The following is a 22,443-nucleotide window of genomic DNA, read 5'->3' on the forward strand; positions in this document are numbered from 1 at the left end:
CTCAGCGCACCACCAGGCTGGCGAGAGAGGGTTCTTCGAGGCGGACCGAGGCGGCGTGCTCCCCGAGCAGGAAGCCGCGCAGGGTGTAGGGGGCCGGGCACGGGGCGGCCGGCAGTTCCCGTTCGAGGCTGCCGTGCCGGGCCAGTTCGGGTCCGGGGATCCGCAGGAGGGTCGTCCCGTCGGTGGCGTTCCGGGGGCGGAGGGTGCCGCCGCGTGCGACGCACACGAACTCCGGGACGTCCGCGAACCCGCCGGGCGCGGCGAGCGTGACGCGCAGCAGGGTACGGGCCCGCCCGAGCAAGCGCCGTGGAGCCCGCACCAGTTGGTAGGAGACGGCCGCGTCCGGCGGCACCCGCACCTCGGCCGCGTCGGGCACCACGACCACCGCGCCGGGCACCCGGGGCACCGACGCGGCCCGCACCCGGGCGGCCCCAGGGCCGACGGGCAGCCGGAGCCCGCCGCGCCGGTAGGCGTGCGCCGTGACCGTGCGTTCCCCGCCGCCGCCCGTGACGCCGTCCGGGGCCCAGCCGACCACGAGCTGCGGAACGTCCGCGGGCCAGTCCAGGACGATCCGCGCCTGCCCGTCCGGGAGCCGGTGCGCGGTCAGCCCGGGCACGGGTCGTACGGCCTCCACGCCCACCGTGGGCCCCGCGAGCGCCCGGGCGCCCCGCACGGCGACGGCGGTGACCTCGGCGTAGGTGCCGGGCGGCGGGCGCAGGGCGCCCGCCGGTCCGGGCCAGTCCAGCGGGGGCGGCAGCGCGTCGGTGCGCAGCTCGGCGCCCGGCTCCGGCGCCCCACCGGGCCACACCACCAGCCGGACCTCGGCGTCCCCGGCCCCCGTCCAGGCGAACCGTACGGCCCCGCCCTCGGACCGCGCGGTCAGCGTGCGTACGGGTTCCGGCCACGGGTGCACGGTGGCGGTGGTCCGGACGCCGGGGGAGGAGACGGTACGGCCGTCGGTCGTCCGGTAGTGACAGACGATACGGAAGGCGTGACGGCCGGCCGGCAGGCCGGTGACGGTGAACCGGCCGGAGCGCGCGGCGACTTGGCCGGTCCGGCCGTCGGGACCGGTGTGCTCGACGGTGACGTCGGTGGCGCCGGCCGGCCGCTGGAAGGAGCAGTCGATCCGCTCCGGCCCGTCCGTGAGCACCGGGCGCTCGACCTCGGGGGCGACGAGCAGCCGCCGGGACACCAGCGGGGGGCCGTCCGCCCGTCCGTCGCGCAGGGGCAGGGCCGCGTACCGGACCGTGCTGCCCGGCTCGGCCCCCGTGTCCCGGACCGTGCCGGCCGTGGTGGAGTCGAGCACGGTGCGTACGGCGGGCTTTCCCCGCCCGTCCCGGTACAGCCGGAGCAGCCGCCACTCACCGGGCGGGTCCCGGTCGTCCATCCAGACCAACTCGGTGTGCTCGGCGTGCAGTTCGGCGCCGAGCGCGGGGTGGCGGCCGTGCACGCGGACCAGTCCGCCGAGTGCCCGGCGGTCGTCGGCGGCCTCGCGCAGCGCCCGCAGGTACGCGGTGCTCGCCACCTCCCCGTCGCCCCGCTCCTCGGCCCGCCGCCCGGCCCCCAGGGCGTCCTCGGTGAGGCGCAGCCGCTCGGCCGTCTCGTCCCGCAGGGCTGTCAGCGCCGGGTCGGTGCCGCCCGCGGGAAGCCGGTCGAGGAGGGCGCGCAGCCGGTGCAGCCGGCCCTGTGCCCGGGCGTCGCTCAAGGACTCGGCGGCGTCCCGCTGCCGCCGGTCCAGCCGGGGGCGCAGCCGGGCCGCCGCCAGCAGCCCCGCCGCCTCCTCGCGGCGCACGCCCAACTCCGCCGCTGCCCGCGCGCGTTGGTCCCCGGGGTGATCCTGGAGGAGGTTGATCAGCTGGTAGAGGACGATCCGGCGCGGAGCCTGCGGGTCGGCGCGGTGCAGTGCGGCCAGGCGGGCGGCGAGCGGAGCCACGGCGGGACCCGAGGACTGGGCCAGCCCTTCCAGCAGCGGCGCGTCCACCCGGCGCCGACCGCGCGGCCCCGCGGGCACGTACAGCCCGTCCAGCACCCCTAATCCGCCGGGACCGGCCCCCAGCACCTCGCCGAGGTGGCGTAAGCCCGCCGCGTGCTGGGCGGCGGCTAGGGTGCCGTAGCCGGGCACGAGCGGGCTGAGCGGCAGACCCGACAGCGCCCTGGGCAGCCCCAGGTGATGCCCGAACTCCCGACCGGCCACTGAACCGCTCTCCCCCGATAGTGCTCAGGGGTCCATCCCAGCAGATCCGGACGTGACCAGGAAGGGTTTTCGGGGAAACCGAGCAGGTCGGAGCCTGCCGGGACGACCTGGCACCGCCCGGCCCCCCGAGCCCCTCCGGATGCGACCCGGCGGTCATGCGCCGAGCCCTCCCGGTGGAAGCCGTCGCAGCGAATGCCGAGCCCCTCCGGAGCAAGCCGGCACAGCCGTCCGCGGAGCTCTCTTGGAGCAAGCCGGCACAGCCGACCGCGGAGCCCTCCTGGAGCAAGCCGTCACAGCCGAGTACCCGCAAGGCCGCGCCCGGTGGTCACCCGCCGAGTACCGCAAGGCCGCGCCCGGCGGTCACGCGCCCAGCGCGGTCAGTGCCGGTCGCCGGGCCGCGTCGTATCGCTCCAGCAGCACCCGGGCCACCTCCGGCGCCGGGCCCAGCACGTCGGCCAGGACGTCCGCCCCGGCCGCGCCGCGCGCGATGCGGTCGGGCAGGAAGCCGGGGGCCAGGACGTACGGCGCCACGGCCACCCGCTCGCAGCCGAGCCGCCGCAACTCGCGCACCGCGTCCTCGGTGCGCGGAAGAGATGCGGAGGCGAACGCAGGCCGCACGGCGCACCAACCGGTGCGCCACCACTCCCGCGCGATGTCGGCGATCACTGCGATCGCCTCCGGGTCGGAGGATCCCGCCGAGGCCAGCACGACCCCGGTCGAGGACTTGTCGGCGGGTGTCAGCCCCGCCTCGTACAGGCGCCGTTCCAGCGCGGACAGCAGCAGCGGGGAGGGGCCGAGCACGTCCGCCTGCCGGATCCGCAGCCGGGCCGGCGCCTCCCGCAGCACGGCCGGGATGTCGGCCTTGGCGTGGAACGCGCGGGTGAGCAGCAGGGGCAGGGCGACGACGTCCCGTACTCCCTCCCGTCGCCCGCCACCACCCGTGCAACGAGGTGCTTCGCGCCGCACCTCCTCTGCCAGCGACTCCAGTACCCCGCTCACCGAAGGGACGTTGAAGTCCAGGAAGCCGGTCTCCACGCGCAGGCCCGGCCGCAGCGACCGTACCCGCTCCACGAGGGCGTGCACGGTCGCGGCGTGCCGGGGATCACGGCTGCCGTGGGCGATGACGAGGAGGACCGGCTCGCTGTGCATGAGACGTCAGCTCTTCACCAGAAGGCCGCGGCTGCGCAGCACCCGCCGCTCCAGGGGACTGAAGATCAGCAGGTCGATGGCGATGCCGACGAACAGGATGAGCAGGATGGCCTCGAAGATCATGGGCATGGAGCTGGCATTGCGGCCGTTCTCCAGCAGGGCGCCCAGCCCGATGCCCAGATCCGGCGAGGAGGCGATGATCTCCGCGGCCATCAGCGAGCGCCAGGAGAAGGCCCAGCCCTGCTTCAGGCCGGCCAGATAGCCCGGCAGCGAGGCAGGCAGGACGATGTGCAGGGCACCGCGCAGACCGGTCGCTCCCATGGTGCGGCCCGCCCGCAGGTACAGCGGGGGCACCTGGTCGATGCCGGAGACCAGCCCGTTGGCGATGGACGGTACGGCGCCGAGCAGGATCACCGCGTACATCATCGAGTTGTTCAGGCCCAGCCAGAGCACCGCCGGCGGAACCCACGCCACCGAGGGCAGCGACTGGAGCCCGGACAGCACCGGGCCGATGGCGGCGCGCACGAACTTCACCCGGGCCACCAGCAGACCGAGCGGGGTGCCGATGGCCAGTGCGAACAGGAAGCCCAGCAGACCGCGCGAGACGCTGGTCCAGATGTAACCCAGCAGCTTGCCCTCGAGCCAGGCGCGCTTGAACTCGTTGCCGACGTCGGCGGGGGACGGCAGTTTCGTCGGATCGTCGACGATCTTGAAGGAGATCAGTGCCTGCCACGCGATCAGCACCACCACGGTGGCGACGACCGGCGGCAGGATCTTGTTGACGAAGGTCTGCCGGAACGGCGTACGGCCGGTGGCGGAGGTCTCCAGGGCGTCCAGACCCGCCTCGACGCTTCCCGCGTCCGTGACGGTCGTCGTCCCAGTGGTCTCAGTGCTGGCCATGACGCCGGATCTCCCCACGCAGTACTTCGGTGATCTCTAGGGACAGTTCGGCGACCGGCGCGTCCTCGATGCGCCGCGGCTGCGGAATGTCCACCTGCCATTCGCGGGCCACCCGGCCCGGCCGGGAGGACAGCAGCACCACCCGCTGGGCGAGCCGCACCGCCTCGCGCACGTTGTGCGTGACGAACAGGACGGACAGGCCCGTCTCCGCCCAGATCCGGGTCAGCTCGTCGTGCAGCAGGTCACGGGTGATCGCGTCCAGCGCCGCGAACGGCTCGTCCATCAGAAGCAGCTGGCTGTCCTGCGCGAGCGCCCGGGCCATCGCCACGCGCTGCCGCATGCCGCCGGACAGCTCGTGCACCCGCTTGCCGTACGAGCCCTGGAGCCGCACCAGTTCGAGCAGCTGCTCGGCCCGCTCACGGCGGTCGGTCTTGGGAACTCCCCTGAGCTTCAGGGCGAGTTCGATGTTCTTGCCCGCGGTCAGCCACGGGAACAGGGCGTGCTCCTGGAACATCAGGGCCGGGCGCCCGCCTGTCGTGATGCTGCCGGCGGAGGGCCGGTCCAGCCCCGCCACCAGGTTCAGCAGCGTCGACTTGCCGCAGCCCGAGGCCCCCAGGAGGGTGACGAACTCGCCGGGTGCGACATCGAGGCTGATGTCGTCCAGGACGAGCTGCTGCCCGCCCGGTGTCGCGAAGGACTTCGAGACGTGCTCGATACGCGCCGCGTGCTCGACCGACTCGGCGGCCTTGGCGAAGGTCGTGGCCATGGTCGTCACCTCCTGGGAACTCATCGGCTGGCGAACTTACTTGGCGCCGAGTCCGGCGTCGCTGACGGTCGGCTCGCCCTCGGCCGCGAGGACCTTGTTCAGGAGGGTGAGGTCATAGATGCCGTGCAGCTTCGGGTCCTCCAGCAGACCGGCCTTGACGGCGTGCTGCGCCTCGGCGTCGAGGGTCGCGGCCAGCGGGTCGTCGGTGAGCTGGATGGACTTCCACGCCGGGTCCAGGACGTCGGCCGGCAGCTCCTTGCCGGAGTCGAGGCCCAGCCGCTTGTTCGCGGCGGCCTTCGCCTGGTCCGGGTTGGCCTGGATCCACTTGTTGGTCTCGACCGACGCCCTCAGGACCGCCTCGACGGCCTTCGGGTGCTCCTTCAGGAACTTCTGCGACACGATGATGTTCGTGATCACGAACTTCTTGTCGGGCCACAGGGAGGACTCGTCCAGCAGCACCTTGGCGCCCTCGGCGACCAGCTTGGACGCGGTCGGCTCCGGTACCCAGGCGCCGTCGATGGAGCCGGACTTGTACGCGTCCGGGGTCACCTTGTTGTCCGTGCGGACGACGGACACGTCACCCTTGCCGCTCTCCGCGTCGACCTTCCAGCCCTGATCCGCCACCCAGTTGAGGAACGCCACGTCCTGCGTGTTGCCCAGCTGAGGGGTGGCGATCTTCTTGCCCTTGACGTCCTTCAGGGACTTGATCTTCTTCGGGTCGACGACCAGTTTCACACCGCCGGACGCCGAACCGCCGATGATGCGCAGGTTCTTGCCGCCGGACTTGGTGTAGCCGTTGATCGCCGGGGAAGGGCCGATCCAGCCGATGTCGATGGAGCCCGAGTTCAGCGCCTCGATCTCGGACGGTCCGGCGTTGAAGATCTGGTAGTCGGCCTTGGTGGCGCCCAGCTCCTTCTGGAAGAAGCCCTTCTGATTGCCGACCAGCGCGGTCGCGTGGGTCAGGTTGCCGAAGTAGCCGATCTTGACGGAGTCCAGCCCGTCGATCTTCTTGGCGCCGGCGGCGACCTTGACGGTGTTGTCGTCCTTGGCCTCGGAGCCGTAGCCGCAGGCGGCCAACGTGAGAAGGGGGAGGGCGGCTATGACCGCGAAGGTACGGCGAAGAGCGGATGTAGCAGGCACGGGAGGTGTTCCTCTCGGAGGCCCGGCGGTCACGGTCTCTCAGGCCGTGGCCGGGAAGTCGGCAGGTCTTCGTCTACGGCGGTGGGGGGTGTGGGCGCGCGAGCAGTGCGCGTACGTCAGCACACACATCGCGCGACCCCACCCTGCCCGCTGCCGAGGGCGCCGCTGCCCACGCGGCCGCCCTCCTTCGCGAACATCGAGTAGGCGTCGGGGGATTTCATGCTCAGAAGTCCCAACCGTCTTCGTCGGCCGCGTCCTTGACCGGCTCGGGCGACGCGAACGACTCGCCGACCATGCCCGCGGTGAGCGTGGTGCCGTCGGCGGGATCGATCAGGATGAAGGAGCCCGTGCGGCGCGAGTCGGCGTAGGAGTCGACCGGCAGCGGCTCGGCGGTACGGATCTTCACCCGGCCGATGTCGTTGGCGACGAGCTGTCCCGGGTGCGGGTGCAGGGACAGGTCGTCGAGCGTGAGCCGGGACGGGATGTCCTTGACGATGGCCTTCACCGTGCGCGTGCCGTGCTTGAGCAGCACCCGGTGGCCCACGGTCAGCGGGGCGTCGGCGACATGGCAGACGGTCGCCTCCACGTCCTGCGTGGTGGCCGGCGCGTCCTTCGTCGGCACGATCAGATCACCGCGCGAGACGTCGATGTCGTCCTCGAGCAGCACCGTCACCGACTGCGTCGTCCAGGCCACGTCCACCGGCTCGCCCAGCAGGTCGATGCCCGAGATCTTCGTCGTACGGCCGGAGGGGAGGACGGTCACCTGCTCGCCGACCCGGAAGGTGCCGGCCGCGATCTGGCCCGCGTAGCCCCGGTAGTCCGGGTGCTCGGCGGTCTGCGGCCGGATCACGTACTGCACGGGCAGCCGCGCGTGGCAGTGCGCCAGGTCGTGGGTGACCGGCACGGTCTCCAGGTGCTCCAGCACGGTGGGGCCGCCGTACCAGTCCATGTTCGCGGACGGCTCCACCACGTTGTCGCCGGCCAGCGCCGAGATCGGGATCGCGGTGACCTCGGGGACGCCCAGATCGGTCGCGTACGCCGTGAACTCCTCGGCGATCGCCGCGAAGACGTGCTCCTCGTACCCGACGAGGTCCATCTTGTTGACGGCGAGGACGGCGTGCGGGACGCGCAGCAGGGCGGCGATGGCCGCGTGCCGGCGGGTCTGCTCGACCACGCCGTTGCGGGCGTCCACGAGGATGACGGTCAGCTCGGCGGTGGAGGCCCCGGTGACCATGTTCCGGGTGTACTGCACATGCCCCGGGGTGTCGGCGAGGATGAACCGGCGGCGCGGAGTCGCGAAGTAGCGGTAGGCGACGTCGATGGTGATGCCCTGCTCCCGCTCGGCGCGCAGGCCGTCGGTGAGGAGGGCGAGGTCCGGGCCCTCCTGGCCGCGGCTCGCGGAGGCGCGCTCGACGGCCTCCAGCTGGTCGGTGAGGACCGACTTGGAGTCGTGCAGCAGCCGCCCGACGAGCGTGGACTTGCCGTCGTCGACGGAGCCGGCGGTGGCGAACCGCAGCAGGGTGGTGGCCGAGAGTGCCTCGGTCGTGGACGTGCTCATGCTTAGAAGTACCCCTCGCGCTTGCGGTCTTCCATCGCGGCCTCGGACAGCTTGTCGTCGGCGCGGGTGGCGCCCCGTTCGGTCAGCCGGGACGCGGCGATCTCGGCGATCACGGCGTCCAGCGTGGTCGCGTCGGAGTCGACGGCGCCCGTGCAGGACATGTCACCGACCGTGCGGTAGCGCACGAGCCGCTTCTCGACGGTCTCGCCGTCCTTCGGGCCGCCCCACTCACCGGCGGTCAACCACATGCCGTTCCGCTGGAACACCTCACGCTCGTGCGCGAAGTAGATCTCCGGCAGCTCGATGCCCTCGCGGGCGATGTACTGCCAGACGTCCAGCTCGGTCCAGTTGGACAGCGGGAAGACGCGGACGTGTTCGCCGGGGGCGTGCCGGCCGTTGTACAGGTTCCACAGCTCGGGCCGCTGCCGGCGCGGGTCCCACTGCGAGAACTCGTCCCGCAGCGAGAACACCCGCTCCTTGGCGCGGGCCTTCTCCTCGTCCCGGCGGCCGCCCCCGAAGACCGCGTCGAACTTCTCCGACTGGATCTTCTCGGTCAGCGGGAGCGTCTGGAGCGGGTTGCGGGTGCCGTCGGGACGTTCCTTCAGCACACCGCGGTCGATGTAGTCCTGGACAGAGGCCACATGGAGGCGCAGCCCATGTGCGGCCACCACACGGTCCCGGTACTCAAGAACTTCCGGGAAGTTGTGTCCCGTGTCCACATGCAGCAGGGAGAAGGGGATCCCGGCCGGGGCGAACGCCTTCAGCGCGAGGTGCAGCATGAGGATGGAGTCCTTGCCGCCGGAGAACAGGATCACCGGGTTCTCGAACTCCCCCGCCACCTCACGGAAGATGTGCACCGCCTCGGACTCCAGCGCGTCCAGGTGCGACAGGGCGTACGGGCTGTCCGTGCCGTTCTCGACTGTGGCGATCGTGGTCATGCCAGTCCCCTCTCGCTGAGCAGAACGTACACGCTCGCCGCGGACTCCTGCACGGTCTGGTGCTGCGACTCGATCCGCAGATCGGGCGTCTCCGGCTCCTCGTACGGGTCGTCGACCCCGGTGAGCCCGGTCAGTTCGCCCGCGGCCTGCTTCGCGTACAGCCCCTTCACATCGCGCACGCTGCACACCTCGACCGGGGTCGCCACATGGATCTCCAGGTACGGCGTCCCGTTCTCCTGGTGCCGCTTGCGCACCGCGTCCCGGCTGTCCGTGTACGGCGCGATCACCGGCACCAGCACCTTGACGCCGTTACGGGCCAGCAGCTCGGCGACGAAGCCGATGCGCTGCACGTTGGTGTGCCGGTCCTCCCGGGAAAAGCCGAGGCCCGCGGAGATGAACTCGCGGATCTCGTCGCCGTCGAGCACCTCGACACGGTGGCCCTCGGCACGCAGCCGGCCCGCCAGCTCGTACGCGATGGTGGTCTTGCCGGCGCTCGGCAGACCCGTGAGCCAGACGGTGGCTCCGGTCGTCACGTGGTTCTCCTGAATCGAGTCGTTCGTCATCCGTGCAGCCCGCACTCGGTCTTGGCGCGGCCCGCCCAGCGGCCGGCGCGCGCGTCCTCGCCCTCCAGGACCCTGCGGGTGCACGGGGCGCAGCCGACAGAGGTGTAGCCGTCCATCAGCAACGGGTTGGTGAGCACGCCGTGTTCGGTGATGTACGCGTCCACGTCGTCCTGGGTCCAGCGGGCGATCGGCGAGATCTTGACCTTCTGCCGCTTCTCGTCCCAGCCGACGACCGGGGTGTTCGCCCGGGTCGGGGACTCGTCACGGCGCAGGCCGGTCGCCCATGCCTGGTAGCCCTGCAGACCCTCTTCCAGCGGCCGCACCTTGCGCAGCGCGCAGCAGAGGTCCGGATCGCGGTCGTGCAGCCTCGGGCCGTACTGCGCGTCCTGTTCGGCGACCGTCTGCCTCGGTGTGAGGGTGATGACGTTGACGTCCATCACGGCCTCCACGGCGTCCCGGGTGCCGATGGTCTCCGGGAAGTGGTAGCCGGTGTCCAGGAAGATCACATCCACGGGGGCCTCGCCCTTCAGCACGCGCGAGGCGAGATGGGCGACCACGGCGTCCTCCATCGAGGAGGTGACGCAGAACCTGCTGCCGAAGGTGTCCACCGCCCACTGGAGGATCTCCAGAGCGGAGGCGTCCTCCAGATCGCGGCCCGCCTGCTCGGCGAGCGCCTTCAAATCCTCGGTCGTACGGCCTTCCTGAGCCGTCGTCATATCCGGTCATCCCCTCCGTTGTCGGCTCGCTGAAGACCCCGGGCCAGCAGCCCGAGGAACTTCAGCTGGAATGCGCGGTTGCATGCTCCGCATTCCCAGGCGCCATGACCCTGTTCGTGCGGACGCAGGTCCTCGTCGCCGCAGTAGGGGCAGTAGAAGGGCGCGGCCCGCTCGCTCACGACAGCGCCTCCTCGGAAGCTCGCGCGGCCCAGGTCGCGAACCGCTCGCCGTCCTCGCGCTCCGCCTGGAACCGCTTGAGCACCCGCTCGACGTAGTCGGGCAGCTCCTCCGCGGTGACCTTCAGTCCGCGCACCTTGCGGCCGAAGCCCGCCTCCAGGCCGAGCGCGCCGCCGAGGTGCACCTGGTAGCCCTCGACCTGCTCGCCCTGGTCGTCGAGGACCAGCTGCCCCTTGAGACCGATGTCCGCGACCTGGATACGGGCGCAGGCGTTCGGGCAGCCGTTGAGGTTGATGGTGATCGGCTCGTCGAAGTCCGGCAGCCGGCGCTCCAGCTCGTCGATCAGCTGCGAACCGCGCTGCTTGGTCTCGACGATGGCGAGCTTGCAGAACTCGATGCCGGTGCAGGCCATGGTGCCGCGCCGGAAGGAGGAGGGCCGGGCGGTGAGGTCCAGCGCCTCCAGCCCCTCGACCAGCGAGTCGACCTGGTCCTCCGCGACATCGAGGACGATCATCTTCTGCTCGACGGTGGTACGGACCCGGCCGGAGCCGTGCGCCTCCGCGAGGTCGGCGATCTTCGTGAGGGTGGTGCCGTCGACCCGGCCGACCCGCGGGGCGAACCCGACGTAGAACCGGCCGTCCTTCTGCCGGTGCACACCGATGTGGTCGCGCCACTGCTGCACCGGCTGCTCGGGCGCGGGGCCGTCGACGAGCTTGTGCTTCAGGTACTCGTCCTCCAGCACCTGCCGGAACTTCTCCGCACCCCAGTCGGCGACCAGGAACTTCAGCCGGGCCCGGGTGCGCAGCCGCCGGTAGCCGTAGTCACGGAAGATGGAGATGACGCCCTCGTAGACGTCCGGGACCTCGTCGATCGGCACCCAGGCACCCAGTCGCACACCGAGCTTGGGGTTGGTGGACAGGCCGCCGCCGACCCACACGTCGAAGCCCGGGCCGTGCTCGGGGTGCCGTACGCCGACGAACGCGACGTCGTTGATCTCGTGCACGACGTCCAGCAGCGGCGAGCCCGAGATGGCCGTCTTGAACTTCCGGGGGAGGTTGGAGTAGGCCTTGTTGTTCAGGACGCGGCGCTTCATCTCCTCCAGCGCCGGCGTGGCGTCGATGATCTCGTCCTCGGCGATACCCGCCACCGGCGAGCCGATCATCACACGCGGGGTGTCACCGCAGGCGGTGACGGTGGACAGGCCCACGCCCTCCAGCCGGTCCCAGATCTCGGGCACGTCCTCGATCCGGATCCAGTGGTACTGCACGTTCTGCCGGTCGGTGATGTCCGCGGTGCCGCGCGCGAACTCCTGCGAGATCTCGCCGATCACCCGCAGCTGCCGCGTGGTGAGCGCACCGCCGTCGATACGGACGCGCAGCATGAAGTACTTGTCGTCCAGCTCCTCCGGCTCCAGGATCGCGGTCTTGCCGCCGTCGATCCCGGGCTTGCGCTGGGTGTACAGCCCCCACCAGCGCATCCGGCCGCGCAGGTCGTTCGGGTCGATCGAGTCGAAGCCCCGCTTGGAGTAGATCGTCTCAATGCGTGTCCGCACATTGAGACCGTCGTCGTCCTTCTTGAACTGCTCGTTGCCGTTGAGGGGCGTGAAGTGGCCCACGGCCCACTGGCCCTCACCGCGGTGACGACTCACCTTGCGGCGGGGCGCGGAGGCGGTGGGGTTCTGTGGGGTGGCGGCCATGTCACGTCCTTCGGGACTGGGTGGGAGTCGGCTCTGACCTGCACGGATACGCGCACGCGGGCAGGCGTGCGCGTCCTTGCGCAAGGAGATGGGGGTACGGGGGTTCGCGGCGGTGCTGGGAGGCTCAGCTCGCCGGACAGATGGCGCTGGACATGCGGCCGAGGTCGACGTGCCGCCGACTCACCAAGGCAATTCCAGTTCCAGGCATGGCGGAAGCGTGTCACGGCGATCTGGACAGAGTCCAGCTTCGTCCGTCATGTGGACACCCTTGTCTCGGAATGTGAAACAAGGGTGTCGTCGCTCACATGCGTGCCCGGGAGGCTTGTCCCGGCAGGTCACACCGGGTATGCGCCAGGCCACGGCCCGGGCGTGGGCACGTCCTGCTCCAGCTCCACCTTGGTGTCGAACAGCTTGAAGCCCCGCCGCTGGTAGTTGTCCATGGCGAACTCGCCGTCCTTGGTGCAGGTGTGCAGCCACACCCGCTTCGTCGGCGCCCGCCCCGGCCACCGCTCGGCCAGGTCCCAGGCGCGGGCCGTGCCGTACGACAGCAGGTGGCCGCCGATGCGCCGGCCGCGGAAGGCGGGGAGCAGTCCGAAGTAGGCGATCTCGACCACGCCCTCGTCCTGCGGGTCCAGTTCCACATAGCCGGCCGGGGTGCCCCGGTCGTATGCCACCCAGGTCTCCACGCCGGGCCGCTCCAGGTACTCCTGCCACCGCGCGTACGGCCAGCTCAGCCGGTCGGTCCAGCGGATGTCACCGCCGACGGACGCGTACAGGAACCGGCTGAACTCGGGGGAGGGCGCCTCGGCGCGGACGATCCGGACATCGCCGTCGGGTGCTGCGGCGGGCAGGAGATCGGCCGGGGAGGTCTGCTCCAGGGACCAGGTGGTGACAGGGACGCTGCTCATGCGGGCCAGGGAATCATCCCGCCGCCGGGTCTGTCGATGGGGTCGGGTCGCGGACGGACGCCGGCGGCTCCGGGTCGAGCGGTCCGGAGGGGAGCGGCCGGTACGGGCCGAAGGAGGCTCGGCCCAGGGTCGAGGGCGGCCGGTCGGGCCGGGCCTGCCCGTCGGGTCAGTCCGTGGACCCGTCGAGGTCGGCCAAGGGGAGTGCGAAGAGCATGCGGTCCGAGAGGGACCACACCTCGCCCGTCTCCTGCCAGTAGGAGAGGGAGCCGGACCCCTGGGCCCAGCAGCGGTCGGAGGCGTCGGCGCCGCAGCGGGCCGCCCGGGCTCCCGCGGTGTCCTGCCGCCACAGTCCGCCGTGTCCGTCCTGCGCACCGGGCAGCCGTCCCACATACCAGGACGCCCGGTCCGCCCCGGGCTTCCGGTACGACAGCACGCCCCGGATCCCGGTCGCCCGGGTCCGGTACGCCTCCACCGCGTCCGCCCGCCCCGCGGCATCCGTGGCGAGCAGCCCGGCCCGCGCCGGATCCGTACTGAACGCGTACCGCCACAGCCGGGCCCGCCGGTCGCCGCCGGGCGGGGTCGACTCCGCGGCGACCAGACTGTCGGGCGCCGTACTGCGGTCGATGGCGAGCGCGCCGGGGCAGGGCGGCCCGGAGGAGGCGCAGCGCCCGGAGGTGAAGCGGTACGAGCCGACCGCCGGCAGCACATAGTCGTAGCCGTCGGCGGACCAGCCGCCGGGTACCCGGCCGATCGCGGGCCCGTCGACCGTGGTGCGCTGGATGCGGTCCAGGTCGTAGACGTAGAGGGCGTCGGCGCTGCCGGCCGTGGTGGTGACCAGCAGCTTGTTCTCGTACCAGACCATGCCGGAGATGCCGGAGGCCAGGCCCCGGTAGTCCCGGCCGCCGTCGACCGGAACCACCAGGAGCGCCCAGCGGTAGGCGAGGTGCGCGGGGTCGTCGGCGTCGACGAAGGCGACCCTGGCGAGTCCCCGCTCGGCGGACCGGCCCGCGGTGGTGCTGTGGGTCCAGCCGGTGAGGACGACCCGGTGGGCACCCCAGACACCGTCGTCGTCGGCGTCTCCGGAGGTGGTCACCGAGGCCGCCCGCCAGGCGGTGCCGGCGGTGTCGGCCGGGTCCCAGCAGTAGGCGCGGGTGGCGGCCGGGTCGACGGGCAGGGACGCGCGGTCGTCGGCGGAGCAGTCTGCGGCCTCGCTCAGGACGCGGTCGGCGCTCTGGAGTACGGCGTCCACGCCGACCGGGCGGCCCATGGAGGCGGCGAGGCGGTCCAGCGTGCGGGCGGGGACCGGGTGCTCCTGGAGCCGGAGCCGGCCGGTGTCCGCCGGGGAGGTCAGCGGCTTGAGCGCGCCCGGGTCCTCGGCGACCTCTGCCTGGGACGCGCTGATCAGTGTGGCGGCGGCGGTGAGCGCCAGCGCGGTCCCGGTTAGGACGGCGCGCAGCGCTGCGCCCCGTCTGCGCCGGCGGTGTCTGCCGCGATGCTTCATCTCTCCTCCAGACGACGGCCAACTGCGCCTGATGGTCCGTACCTTGACGCGAGCAGCAGGTGGGCCGGCCCGTAGGGGATGCTACGGCAGGAAGGGGCCGGGCAGGGCCAAGACTGTGCAGACGGGCGGAATATGCGCGTGCCGGGCCCGGCAGGGCTGAGGAGCGGCCACCCGCCCTAGGTCAGTGCGCCCCGGTCGGGCCGCTCTCCGTGGCATTCCGTTTGCGGACCACCGTCGGTGCCGTCGACTGGGGGAGCAGGGCGCGCAGATCCTCAGGAAGGAGCACCTCCACTTCCGCATCGTCGCAGAAACGATACGGCCGATGCTGGAGAAGTTCCCCCAGATACCGCCGAATTCTGGACATCTCGGCACGTACGGTCACGGTCTTGGCGGCATCGCCGAACATGTCCTCGGCCAGCGCCGCCGCCCCGCGCCCGGTGCGGTGCTCGGCGAGCAGGAAGAGCAACTCGGCGTGCCGCGGACTGAGTTCCCGCGACCACGGACCCGCCGAGGCCATGACCGTCACCGTGCAGCGGCCCGGCCGCGCGAGGTCCAGCACGATCCGGCGGGCGGCGGTGGCGAGCGGCTCGTCCTCCACCCGCAGCAGCCAGCCCCCGGCCAGCGGCTCCACCGCGCAGGAACCCAGCGAGGGCAGCCACCGGCGGCCCGGCGCGAGCGACTTGGGCAGCGTCACGCGCCGCACGTACGGCATCCCGGTCACGGCCGCCGCCCAACCGTTCCGGTCCACCACCAGCGCCCGCCCGGCCACCCGCGCCAGCACCGGCGCCGCCACCGCCCGCAGTCCCTCCAGCGAGGTCGCGTGCAGCTCCCGCAGCCGGGCCTCGGCCAGCTTGGCCACCGAGTCCACCCAGGCCAGGGTGGCCGGATGCATGGTCTCCAGCGGCCCGCTGACGTCCACCACACCGAGCAGCCGGCCGTCCCGCGGATCCGTGATCGGGGCACCCGAACAGGTCCAGGAGGTCTGCGAACGTACGAAGTGCTCGGCGGCGAACACCTGTACCGGCCGCCGTACCACCGCCGGGGTGCCCACCCCGTTGGTGCCGACGACGTCTTCCCGCCAGTCCGCGCCGAGTTCCAAGCCGAGGCCGTCGGCCTTGCGCAGCACCGGAGCCGCTCCCTCCCGCCACAGCACGCGCCCGTCGGCGTCCGCGACGACCATGATGTGCTGGGCGACGTCCGCGACCGAAAGCAGCCCCTCCCGCAACACCGGCAGAACGTGCCGCAGCGGTGACTCCTCCCGCCGGTGTCGCACCTCGTCGGAAGGCAACAGCCTGGACCTGACGTCCCGTTCGGGGTCCACGCCACTGCGCAGCACCCGTCCCCACGACTGCTCGATCACCGGCCGGGGCGCGATCCGCGCACGCTGTCCGGCGAGCGTGGCCTCGCGCACCTCGTTCAGCAGCCGCGCCGCCTGCGCCGCGTCCACGGCGGCCAGGCGCGCCACGTTCATCGGCGGGTTCACCACTGCGGTCCTCCCGGAAAAGGGCGTCGAACACACTTGTCACGCCGTCCGGGCGGCGGTTTCCGGTCCGACTGTGCCTCTCATACTGCCGCTCCGCGCATGGCGGAGGCACAAACTCCGCGCACGTGCCCCCATAAGTTGCAACCCCCTGCAACCCTGGTGGACCGCCGAAGGGTGGCTGAGACTTGACCACGACGCGTTACGCGTCCGCGGGCTCGAACGGGCCCAGTTGCCGGGGGTGGTGCCGTGTCGGCGCAGCACCACCCCCTGCCTCCGGCGGTCGGCCGGGTTCGCGGCAGGGGGTGCGTCTCGGGGCGCGTCGGCAGCCGACGGTCCGTTGTGGCTGGTCGCGCGGTGCCCCGCGCCCCTTCAGGCAGGTCGTCGTGCTCGGGGTCAGCCCTCCGGCCGTGCCCGGTTCACCACCGACTCCAGGTCCAGGCTCGTCGGCAGGGTGCCGAAGGACGCGCCGTGGTCGCCGCCCAGCCGGGAGGCGCAGAAGGCGTCGGCGACCTCCGGCGGCGCGTGCCGCACCAGCAGGGACCCCTGGAGCACCAGCGCGAGCCGCTCCACCAGCCGCCGGGCCCGCCCCTCGACGCCCTCCAGGTCGGCGAGTTCCGTGAACAGGTCCTTGACCGCCCGGTCCAGCCGGTGGTCGGCGCCGTGCGCCCGGCCGATCTCGGTGAGACAGGCGTCCAGCGCGCCCGGCTCCCGCCGCAGGGCCCGGAGCACGTCCAGCGCCTGAACGTTCCCGGCGCCCTCCCAGATCGAGTTCAGCGGCGACTCCCGCACCAGCCGGGGCAGGCCGGACTCCTCGACGTACCCGTTGCCGCCCAGGCACTCGGCGGCCTCGACGGCCACGGGCGCGCAGCGCTTGGTGATCCAGTACTTTGCGGCCGGCACCGCGAGCCGCAGGAAGGCGCGCTCCTGCTCGCCGTCGTCGTCGCAGGCCGCGGCGAGCCGCAGGGCCAGGGCGGTCGCCGCCTCCGACTCCAGCGCGAGATCGGCGAGGACGTTGCGCATCAGCGGCTTGTCGACCAGCTTCCCGCCGAACGCCTCCCGGTGCGTGCAGTGGTGCACGGCCTGGGCCACCGCCTGCCGCATCAGTCCCGCCGAGCCGAGCGCGCAGTCCAGCCGGGTCGCGGCGACCATCCCGAGGATGGTGTGCACCCCGCGCCCCTCCTCGCCGACCCGGCGCGCCCAGGTGCCGTCGAACTCGACCTCGGCGGAGGCGTTCGAGCGGTTGCCCAGCTTCTCCTTCAGCCGCTGCACGAGGAAGACGTTGCGGCTGCCGTCGGGCAGGACCCGCGGGACCAGGAAGCAGGTGAGCCCGCCCGGTGCCTGCGCGAGCACCAGGAAGGCGTCCGACATGGGCGCCGAGCAGAACCACTTGTGCCCGGTGAGCACGTACGTGCCGTCCTCCGCGAGGGGCCGTGCCGCGGTGGAGTTCGCGCGGACGTCGCTGCCGCCCTGCTTCTCGGTCATGCCCATCCCGAAGAGCGCTCCGGGCTTCTGCCCGGCGGGCCGCAGCTGCTGGTCGTAGATCGTGGACGTCAGCCGGGGCTCCCACTCGGCGGCCAGCTCCGCGTCGGCGCGCAGCGCGGGCACGGCCGCGTGCGTCATCGACAGCGGACAGCAGGTGCCCGCTTCGACCTGCGTCCAGACCAGGAATCCGGCCGCCCGCCGCACATGCCCGGCGGGCCGGACCCAGGCGCCGGTCAGTCCGGCCGAGACGCCTTTGCCGAGCAGCCGGTGCCAGGCCGGATGGAACTCGACCTCGTCGATCCGGTGGCCGTAGCGGTCGTGGCTGCGCAGCCGGGGCGGGTGCTCGTTCGCCTGCACCGCCCACTCCTGGAGCTGCGCCGACCCGGCGGCCCGACCGAGCGCGGACAGCTCGGCGCGCACCTCGTCCAGCACGTCCGGGCCGGTGTACCGGTCGACGGCCTCGGCGAGAGCCCGGTCGGCGGTGAAGACGTCGTAGCCGACCAGCGGGGGCGGCTGGTTCGTCACGGTGTGGGTGGAGGTGCCTGCCATGACTGGGAACCTACCCGGGATGGCGGCGGTGATGGCCTCGAGAGCGGCACGACGGGGCGACGGGGTGGGTTCGGGGCTCATATCCGGGTCGGGTGGCCCGGAAGGTGGGGGTGGTCCCGTGTGACGGATACCTTTGGGTCGTGCAGCCAGCAAGTGATACCCCCGAGCAGCCGGCCGGCCGGCTCCACCGGGCCAGAGCCCTCTACCGGAACGTCTCCAAGCGCAGGACCGCCTGGCTGTTGCTCAAGGACACCGTCAACTCCTGCATGGAGTACCGCATCCTCGGCCTGGCGGCCGAGGCGGCGTTCTTCACCCTGCTGTCCGTGCCGCCGCTGCTGCTGAGCCTGATCGGACTGCTCGGCTACGTCGACGACTGGACCGGCGCCGACACCATCCACAGCCTGGAGACCAACCTCCTCGAGGCCTCCCGCACGGTGCTGTCCGACAAGGGGGTGAAGGAGATCGCCGAGCCGATCCTGCACGACGTGATGAAGGGCGGCCGGCCCGACGTCATCTCCATCGGCTTCCTGTTCGCCCTCTGGTCCGGCTCGCGCGCGGTGAACGTCTTCATCGACACCATCACGGTCATGTACGGCCTGGACGGCGTCCGGGGCATCGTCAAGACCCGGATCATGGCGTTCCTGCTGTTCATCGTGGCGCTGCTGATCGGCTCGGTGGCGCTGCCGCTGATGGTGGCCGGCCCGGACGCGGTCGTGCGGATCGTGCCCTGGTCGGAGACGGTCGTCCAGGTCCTGTACTGGCCGGTCGTGATCGTGCTGTCCATCGTCTTCCTGACGACCCTGTACCACGTCTCGGTGCCGGTCCGCTCCCCATGGATCGAGGACGTCCCCGGCGCCCTGGTGGCCCTGGCCATGTGGGTTCTGGGCAGCTTCCTGCTGCGCATCTACCTCACGAACACCATCGAGGGCGCCACCATCTACGGCTCCCTCGCCGCCGCCGTCGCCGTGCTGCTGTGGATCGGTGTGTCCGCCTTCGCCGTGCTCGTCGGCGCGGCCGTGAACGCGGCCATCGACCGGGTCTGGCCCGCCGCCGCCACGGCCGCCGCGCGCGAGGCCAATGATCGGATCCGCCACGCGCAGGTCGCCGAGTACGTCGCGCGTGCCGCGGCGGCCCGCGAGGCCGACCCCGACGACCCCGACATGCCCTCCGAGTTCCCCGAGCGCTGGTCCCGCTTCCTCCCCCCGGAGGACGTGACGGCCCGCCTGCGCACCCATGCGAAGAACCCCCACCACCATCCGCACAAGGTCAACGGCGGCAACGCGGGCAACGGGACCACACATCCGGAGGGCTGACCGGCCACGCCGACCGGGGTCCCGGGGCGGCTGAAGCCCGGGCAGCGTGCCGTCCTCGGGGTGGGGTGGTCGCGCGATGGCTCGGGGGTGTCCCCGAGGCTCGGGGTCGTCCCCGATGGGCGCGGTGCCCTGTCTCCACCCCTGGGTGTCGACCCTGCGGTGGAGAAGGCGGCCGCGCTTGTCCCTGGAATGTCCACCCGGCACTCCGCCCCTGCGCCGATCCGCCGGACAGCCTCGCCCGCCTAGCGTGATGGTGCAGGCCGGAGCGGTCCGGCCGCAGCAGAACGGCCGGGCGCCGCCACCGACGCACCGCCTGGTACGGCTTGAGTCACGGGCAGGGAGGCAGCGGACATGGCGGACACCACGGGACAGGGGCGCGGGGGCGGTCCGACGAGGAGGACGGCCGGGACAGGCGAGCCGACCGGGCTGACCGAGTCGACCCGGTCAGCCGAGTCAGCCGAATGGACGGCGTCGACCCAGTCGACCGAATCAGCCCAGTCGACCCCGTCGGCCGAGCCCCCTCGGCCGTCCAAGCCCTTCAGGCCCCCCAGGCCCCCCGGAACCGCCCGCGGCGCCCTGCTCTCCCTCGCCGTGGACCTCCTCCTCCCGCTCCTCGTCTACTACGCCGCCCGGGTGCTCGGCGCCGGCCAGGCGCCCGCCCTGCTGCTGAGCGGCGCGCCGCCGGCCCTGCGGCTGCTGGCCGGCGCGGTGCGGTACCGCAGGATCGACGGCATGGACCTTTTCTTCACGGCCCTGCTGGCCACCGCCGCGCTGGTGTCCGTGACAGGCGGCGGTCCCCGCGTCCTGCTGTTCAAGAACGCGGCCCTGTCGCTCGCGGTCGGCGGCTGGGCGCTCGGCACGGCGTTCACCAGCAGACCCCTGGCGTTCCGGTTGGGACAGCGACTGCACCGGGGAAACGCGGCCCGCACCCGGGGCAGGCTCTGGCAGGACAGCGCCCCGTTCCGCCACGGCCTGCGTGTCCTGACCCTCCTCTGGGGAGCGGAGCAGTTCCTCGACGGCGCCCTGAGCTCACTCGCCGCGGCCACGCTGCCGACCGACACGGTGCCGCTGCTCGACCGCGTCCTTTCCTTCTTCCTGCTGGGCCTGACCGCCGTGATCACCGCCGGCTACGCCCGCCGCTTCCGCATACGCCACGCCCTCCCGCTGTTCGGCGTCCCCGCACCGGCGACGGCACCCAGCGGCACACCCACCTCGGCGGCCCCGCCCCGGCCGGCCCCACGCCCGAGCTGACCGGGCCGGGACGGCACGGCGGACCACCGGGCGGGGCGGGCCGATCGGGCACCGCGTACCACCGGGCAAAGCCGACACGGCGGACACCGGCGGCCCGGGTCGGGGGGCACGGCGGACACCGACGGCGACGTAGGCTGGCTCCCGTGTACGCGGAACGGGCGTCCCGGCTGATCGGCGCGGTCGTGTGGACGAACTCCCCGACCGGCACCGGCTTCGGGCCCGTGCTGCCCGACGGTTGCATGGACCTGCTGTGGAGCGAGGGCCGGCTGCTGGTCGCGGGCCCCGACACCCGGCCCTACGCCCCCGTGGGCCCGGCCCGTTCCTGGGCGGGCATCCGCTTCTTCCCCGGCACCGCGCCCGCCCTGCTCGGCGTCCCGGCACACGAACTACGCGATCTGCGGGTGGAGCTGGCAGACCTCTGGCCCGCCGCGCGGGTCCGGGAACTGGGCGACCGCGTGGCGGAGGCCCCTGACCCGGCGAGCGCGCTGGAGGACATCGCCCTGGGCCGGGCGGTGCAGACGGCAGCCCCCGACCCGCTGCTGCGGCGGCTCGTGGAGTGCCTGGACAAGGGCCGCCCGGTCGCCGCGGCGGCCGCCGAACTGGGCCTCGGCGAGCGCCGGTTGCACCGCCTCTGCCTGACCGCGTTCGGGTACGGCCCGAAGACCCTGGCCCGCATCCTGCGCCTGCAGCGGGCGCTGGCGCTGGCCCGGTCCGGGACGCCGTACGCCGAGACGGCGGTCCGAGCGGGGTACGCGGACCAGCCCCACCTGGCGCGCGAGGTTCGGGAGCTGGCGGGCATGCCGCTCGGGAAGCTACTCGCCGGGAGCGGGTAGCGGGGCGAACAGGTCGATGCCGTTGCCGTCGGGGTCGTGCACGCTGGCGTACCGCTGGCCCCAGAAGGCGTCCCACGGTTTCAGCTCCCCGTGGTGGCCGGCCGCCACCAGGTCCTCGTACCGGGCGTCGACCTCGGCGGGGGAGTCGCACCGGAAGGCGAGCGAGACCCGTCCTGCGCCGGCGGGCGGCCGCCAGCCGGGGTGGAAGGAGCGGACGGTCTCCTCGGTGTCCAGGGCGAGCACCAGTCCGCCGGGCAACTCGGCCTCGACATGCGGCTGGTCCTCGGCGCCCTCGGGGAAGACCAGCCCGAGGCGGCGGTAGAAGGCGAGCGAGGCGGCCAGATCGGAGGCCACCAGGCCGATCACTGCGAATCGTACGGTCATGCGGGCACGGTAGGCAGCGGCCGGTCAGCCGGTCTTGAAGGAATCGGACACCGGCGGCGGACACCGGCCCGGTTCCGGGCGCCCGGCGCGGCGGTCCGGGCCGGCGGCCCCGAGGTGCTCCGCGAGGACGAACGTGACGCTGATCAGCAGGGACCACGCGCCGAACTTGGTCAGTGGCACCGGCTGCCACCCGCCGAGCTGCTGCGGGTAGCTCCAGGCGCCCGCATAGGTAGCCGCGTTCTCGGCGACCCACAGGAAGAAGCCGATCAGCACGAAGGAGACAGCCAGTGGCATGCGATAGCGATGTGCGCCCACGCTGAAACCCACCCAGGTTCCGGCGGTCGCGGCGGCCATGGCCAGGGCGAGCGGCCAGCGCAGGTCCGGTATCCAGTGGTGGGTGAAGAAGTTGGCGTAGACGGCGGCGGCCACCAGGGTCGTGGCGGCGGCGCGGTAGCGGGTGTAGCGCAGCCGCATCAGCCGCCGGGCCCGGCACACGTAACTGGCGACCGCCGCGTACATGAAGCCCCCGTACAGCGGCACGCCGCCGATCTTGGTGAGGGCGTCCTCCGGGTAACTCCACGACCCCAGGCGCACCTTGACCAGCTCGAACAGCAGCCCCAGCACATGGCACACGGCGATCACGGTGGTGTCCCGCCGGGTCTCCCAGCCCACCCGGCGGGCGACGAGGGTGAGCAGCACGCCGTAGCCGAGGACCAGGTCGTAGCGGGCCACGGGCAGTGGGGGCAGCAGCCGCGAGGCTCCGATCCCGGCCAGCAGCGCCACGGCGAAGGCGCAGGCACGAGCCTGCACCACGCCGAACCGCACCAGTTGCCCGAGCCCGTGCCGGATGCCTCTCGCGACGGACCGTTCCTCGCGGCGCATGCCCCCTCCTTCACGCCGACGGCGAGGGTCCTGATCCTAGAGGCACGATTGAACGCGTTC

General features: G+C 72.5%; 21 protein-coding genes. 3 read left to right on the plus strand and 18 right to left on the minus strand.

Going from position 1 to position 22,443, the window contains the following annotated elements:
• Position 1: 1 nt before the first annotated feature.
• The 16 genes from ACZ7DL_RS08750 to ACZ7DL_RS08825 all read right to left on the minus strand — a co-directional run bounded on the left by ACZ7DL_RS08750 (position 2) and on the right by ACZ7DL_RS08825 (position 17,720).
• Positions 2-2,194 carry a hypothetical protein gene (locus tag ACZ7DL_RS08750; protein WP_470772562.1) on the minus strand — a complete coding sequence of 731 codons (2,193 nt, stop codon included), beginning with the start codon at positions 2,192-2,194 and terminating at the stop codon, positions 2-4.
• A gap of 360 nt (positions 2,195-2,554) precedes the next feature.
• On the minus strand, positions 2,555-3,343 hold the full coding sequence (locus ACZ7DL_RS08755) for a sirohydrochlorin chelatase (protein ID WP_470772563.1): 789 nt from the start codon (positions 3,341-3,343) through the stop codon (positions 2,555-2,557).
• A 6-nt stretch (positions 3,344-3,349) separates the two neighbouring features.
• Positions 3,350-4,243 carry an ABC transporter permease gene (locus tag ACZ7DL_RS08760; protein WP_470772565.1) on the minus strand — a complete coding sequence of 298 codons (894 nt, stop codon included), beginning with the start codon at positions 4,241-4,243 and terminating at the stop codon, positions 3,350-3,352.
• A complete protein-coding gene (locus ACZ7DL_RS08765) occupies positions 4,230-5,009 on the minus strand; it encodes an ABC transporter ATP-binding protein (protein ID WP_470772566.1) in 780 nt (259 codons plus the stop codon). The genes ACZ7DL_RS08760 and ACZ7DL_RS08765 overlap by 14 nt, the downstream gene beginning before the upstream one ends.
• A 36-nt stretch (positions 5,010-5,045) precedes the next feature.
• On the minus strand, positions 5,046-6,149 hold the full coding sequence (locus ACZ7DL_RS08770; RefSeq protein ID WP_470772567.1) for an aliphatic sulfonate ABC transporter substrate-binding protein: 1,104 nt from the start codon (positions 6,147-6,149) through the stop codon (positions 5,046-5,048).
• Between the two features lie 223 nt (positions 6,150-6,372).
• Entirely contained in the window at positions 6,373-7,707 is a 1,335-nt protein-coding gene (locus ACZ7DL_RS08775) for a sulfate adenylyltransferase subunit 1 (RefSeq protein ID WP_470772568.1), read from the minus strand.
• 2 nt (positions 7,708-7,709) lie between these two features.
• The gene (gene cysD, locus ACZ7DL_RS08780; RefSeq protein ID WP_470772569.1) at positions 7,710-8,645 is read right to left on the minus strand and encodes a sulfate adenylyltransferase subunit CysD; all 936 of its coding nucleotides are present in this window, start codon (positions 8,643-8,645) and stop codon (positions 7,710-7,712) included.
• Complete coding sequence (cysC, locus tag ACZ7DL_RS08785) at positions 8,642-9,178, minus strand: adenylyl-sulfate kinase (protein ID WP_470772570.1); 537 nt, start codon at positions 9,176-9,178, stop codon at positions 8,642-8,644. Before cysC ends, cysD begins: the two co-directional genes overlap by 4 nt.
• Positions 9,179-9,204: 26 nt before the next feature.
• Positions 9,205-9,924, minus strand: coding sequence for a phosphoadenylyl-sulfate reductase (locus ACZ7DL_RS08790; RefSeq protein WP_470772572.1), 720 nt, complete (start codon positions 9,922-9,924; stop codon positions 9,205-9,207).
• The gene (locus tag ACZ7DL_RS08795; RefSeq protein WP_358641148.1) at positions 9,921-10,103 is read right to left on the minus strand and encodes a hypothetical protein; all 183 of its coding nucleotides are present in this window, start codon (positions 10,101-10,103) and stop codon (positions 9,921-9,923) included. The genes ACZ7DL_RS08790 and ACZ7DL_RS08795 overlap by 4 nt, the downstream gene beginning before the upstream one ends.
• Entirely contained in the window at positions 10,100-11,797 is a 1,698-nt protein-coding gene (locus ACZ7DL_RS08800) for a nitrite/sulfite reductase (RefSeq protein ID WP_470772575.1), read from the minus strand. The genes ACZ7DL_RS08795 and ACZ7DL_RS08800 overlap by 4 nt, the downstream gene beginning before the upstream one ends.
• 124 nt (positions 11,798-11,921) lie before the next feature.
• A complete protein-coding gene (locus tag ACZ7DL_RS08805; protein ID WP_310739661.1) occupies positions 11,922-12,005 on the minus strand; it encodes a putative leader peptide in 84 nt (27 codons plus the stop codon).
• Between the two features lie 127 nt (positions 12,006-12,132).
• On the minus strand, positions 12,133-12,705 hold the full coding sequence (locus ACZ7DL_RS08810; protein WP_470772577.1) for a GNAT family N-acetyltransferase: 573 nt from the start codon (positions 12,703-12,705) through the stop codon (positions 12,133-12,135).
• Between the two features lie 166 nt (positions 12,706-12,871).
• A complete protein-coding gene (locus tag ACZ7DL_RS08815; RefSeq protein WP_470772579.1) occupies positions 12,872-14,206 on the minus strand; it encodes a hypothetical protein in 1,335 nt (444 codons plus the stop codon).
• Positions 14,207-14,387: 181 nt separating this feature from the next.
• Positions 14,388-15,677 (minus strand): GAF domain-containing protein, encoded by a 1,290-nt coding sequence (locus ACZ7DL_RS08820; RefSeq protein WP_470772581.1) that lies wholly within the window; start codon positions 15,675-15,677, stop codon positions 14,388-14,390.
• 405 nt (positions 15,678-16,082) lie between these two features.
• A complete protein-coding gene (locus ACZ7DL_RS08825; RefSeq protein ID WP_470772583.1) occupies positions 16,083-17,720 on the minus strand; it encodes an acyl-CoA dehydrogenase family protein in 1,638 nt (545 codons plus the stop codon).
• A 140-nt stretch (positions 17,721-17,860) separates the two neighbouring features.
• Here ACZ7DL_RS08825 and ACZ7DL_RS08830 point away from each other — a divergent pair, with 140 nt between their 5' ends.
• The 3 genes from ACZ7DL_RS08830 to ACZ7DL_RS08840 all read left to right on the plus strand — a co-directional run bounded on the left by ACZ7DL_RS08830 (position 17,861) and on the right by ACZ7DL_RS08840 (position 21,117).
• The gene (locus ACZ7DL_RS08830) at positions 17,861-19,033 is read left to right on the plus strand and encodes a YihY/virulence factor BrkB family protein (RefSeq protein WP_470772585.1); all 1,173 of its coding nucleotides are present in this window, start codon (positions 17,861-17,863) and stop codon (positions 19,031-19,033) included.
• 351 nt (positions 19,034-19,384) lie between these two features.
• On the plus strand, positions 19,385-20,284 hold the full coding sequence (locus ACZ7DL_RS08835) for a VC0807 family protein (protein WP_470772588.1): 900 nt from the start codon (positions 19,385-19,387) through the stop codon (positions 20,282-20,284).
• A 143-nt stretch (positions 20,285-20,427) separates the two neighbouring features.
• Positions 20,428-21,117: a helix-turn-helix domain-containing protein gene (locus ACZ7DL_RS08840; protein WP_470772590.1), complete on the plus strand. Its 690-nt coding sequence runs from the start codon at positions 20,428-20,430 to the stop codon at positions 21,115-21,117.
• Here the strand turns inward: ACZ7DL_RS08840 and ACZ7DL_RS08845 are convergent.
• Positions 21,097-21,501 (minus strand): VOC family protein, encoded by a 405-nt coding sequence (locus ACZ7DL_RS08845; RefSeq protein WP_470772591.1) that lies wholly within the window; start codon positions 21,499-21,501, stop codon positions 21,097-21,099. The two genes, ACZ7DL_RS08840 and ACZ7DL_RS08845, sit on opposite strands and share 21 nt — an antisense overlap.
• A 24-nt stretch (positions 21,502-21,525) precedes the next feature.
• Positions 21,526-22,383: a DUF817 domain-containing protein gene (locus ACZ7DL_RS08850; RefSeq protein ID WP_470772593.1), complete on the minus strand. Its 858-nt coding sequence runs from the start codon at positions 22,381-22,383 to the stop codon at positions 21,526-21,528.
• Positions 22,384-22,443 lie beyond the last annotated feature (60 nt).

The sequence above is a fragment of the Streptomyces sp. NPDC036984 genome, assembly GCF_055607665.1.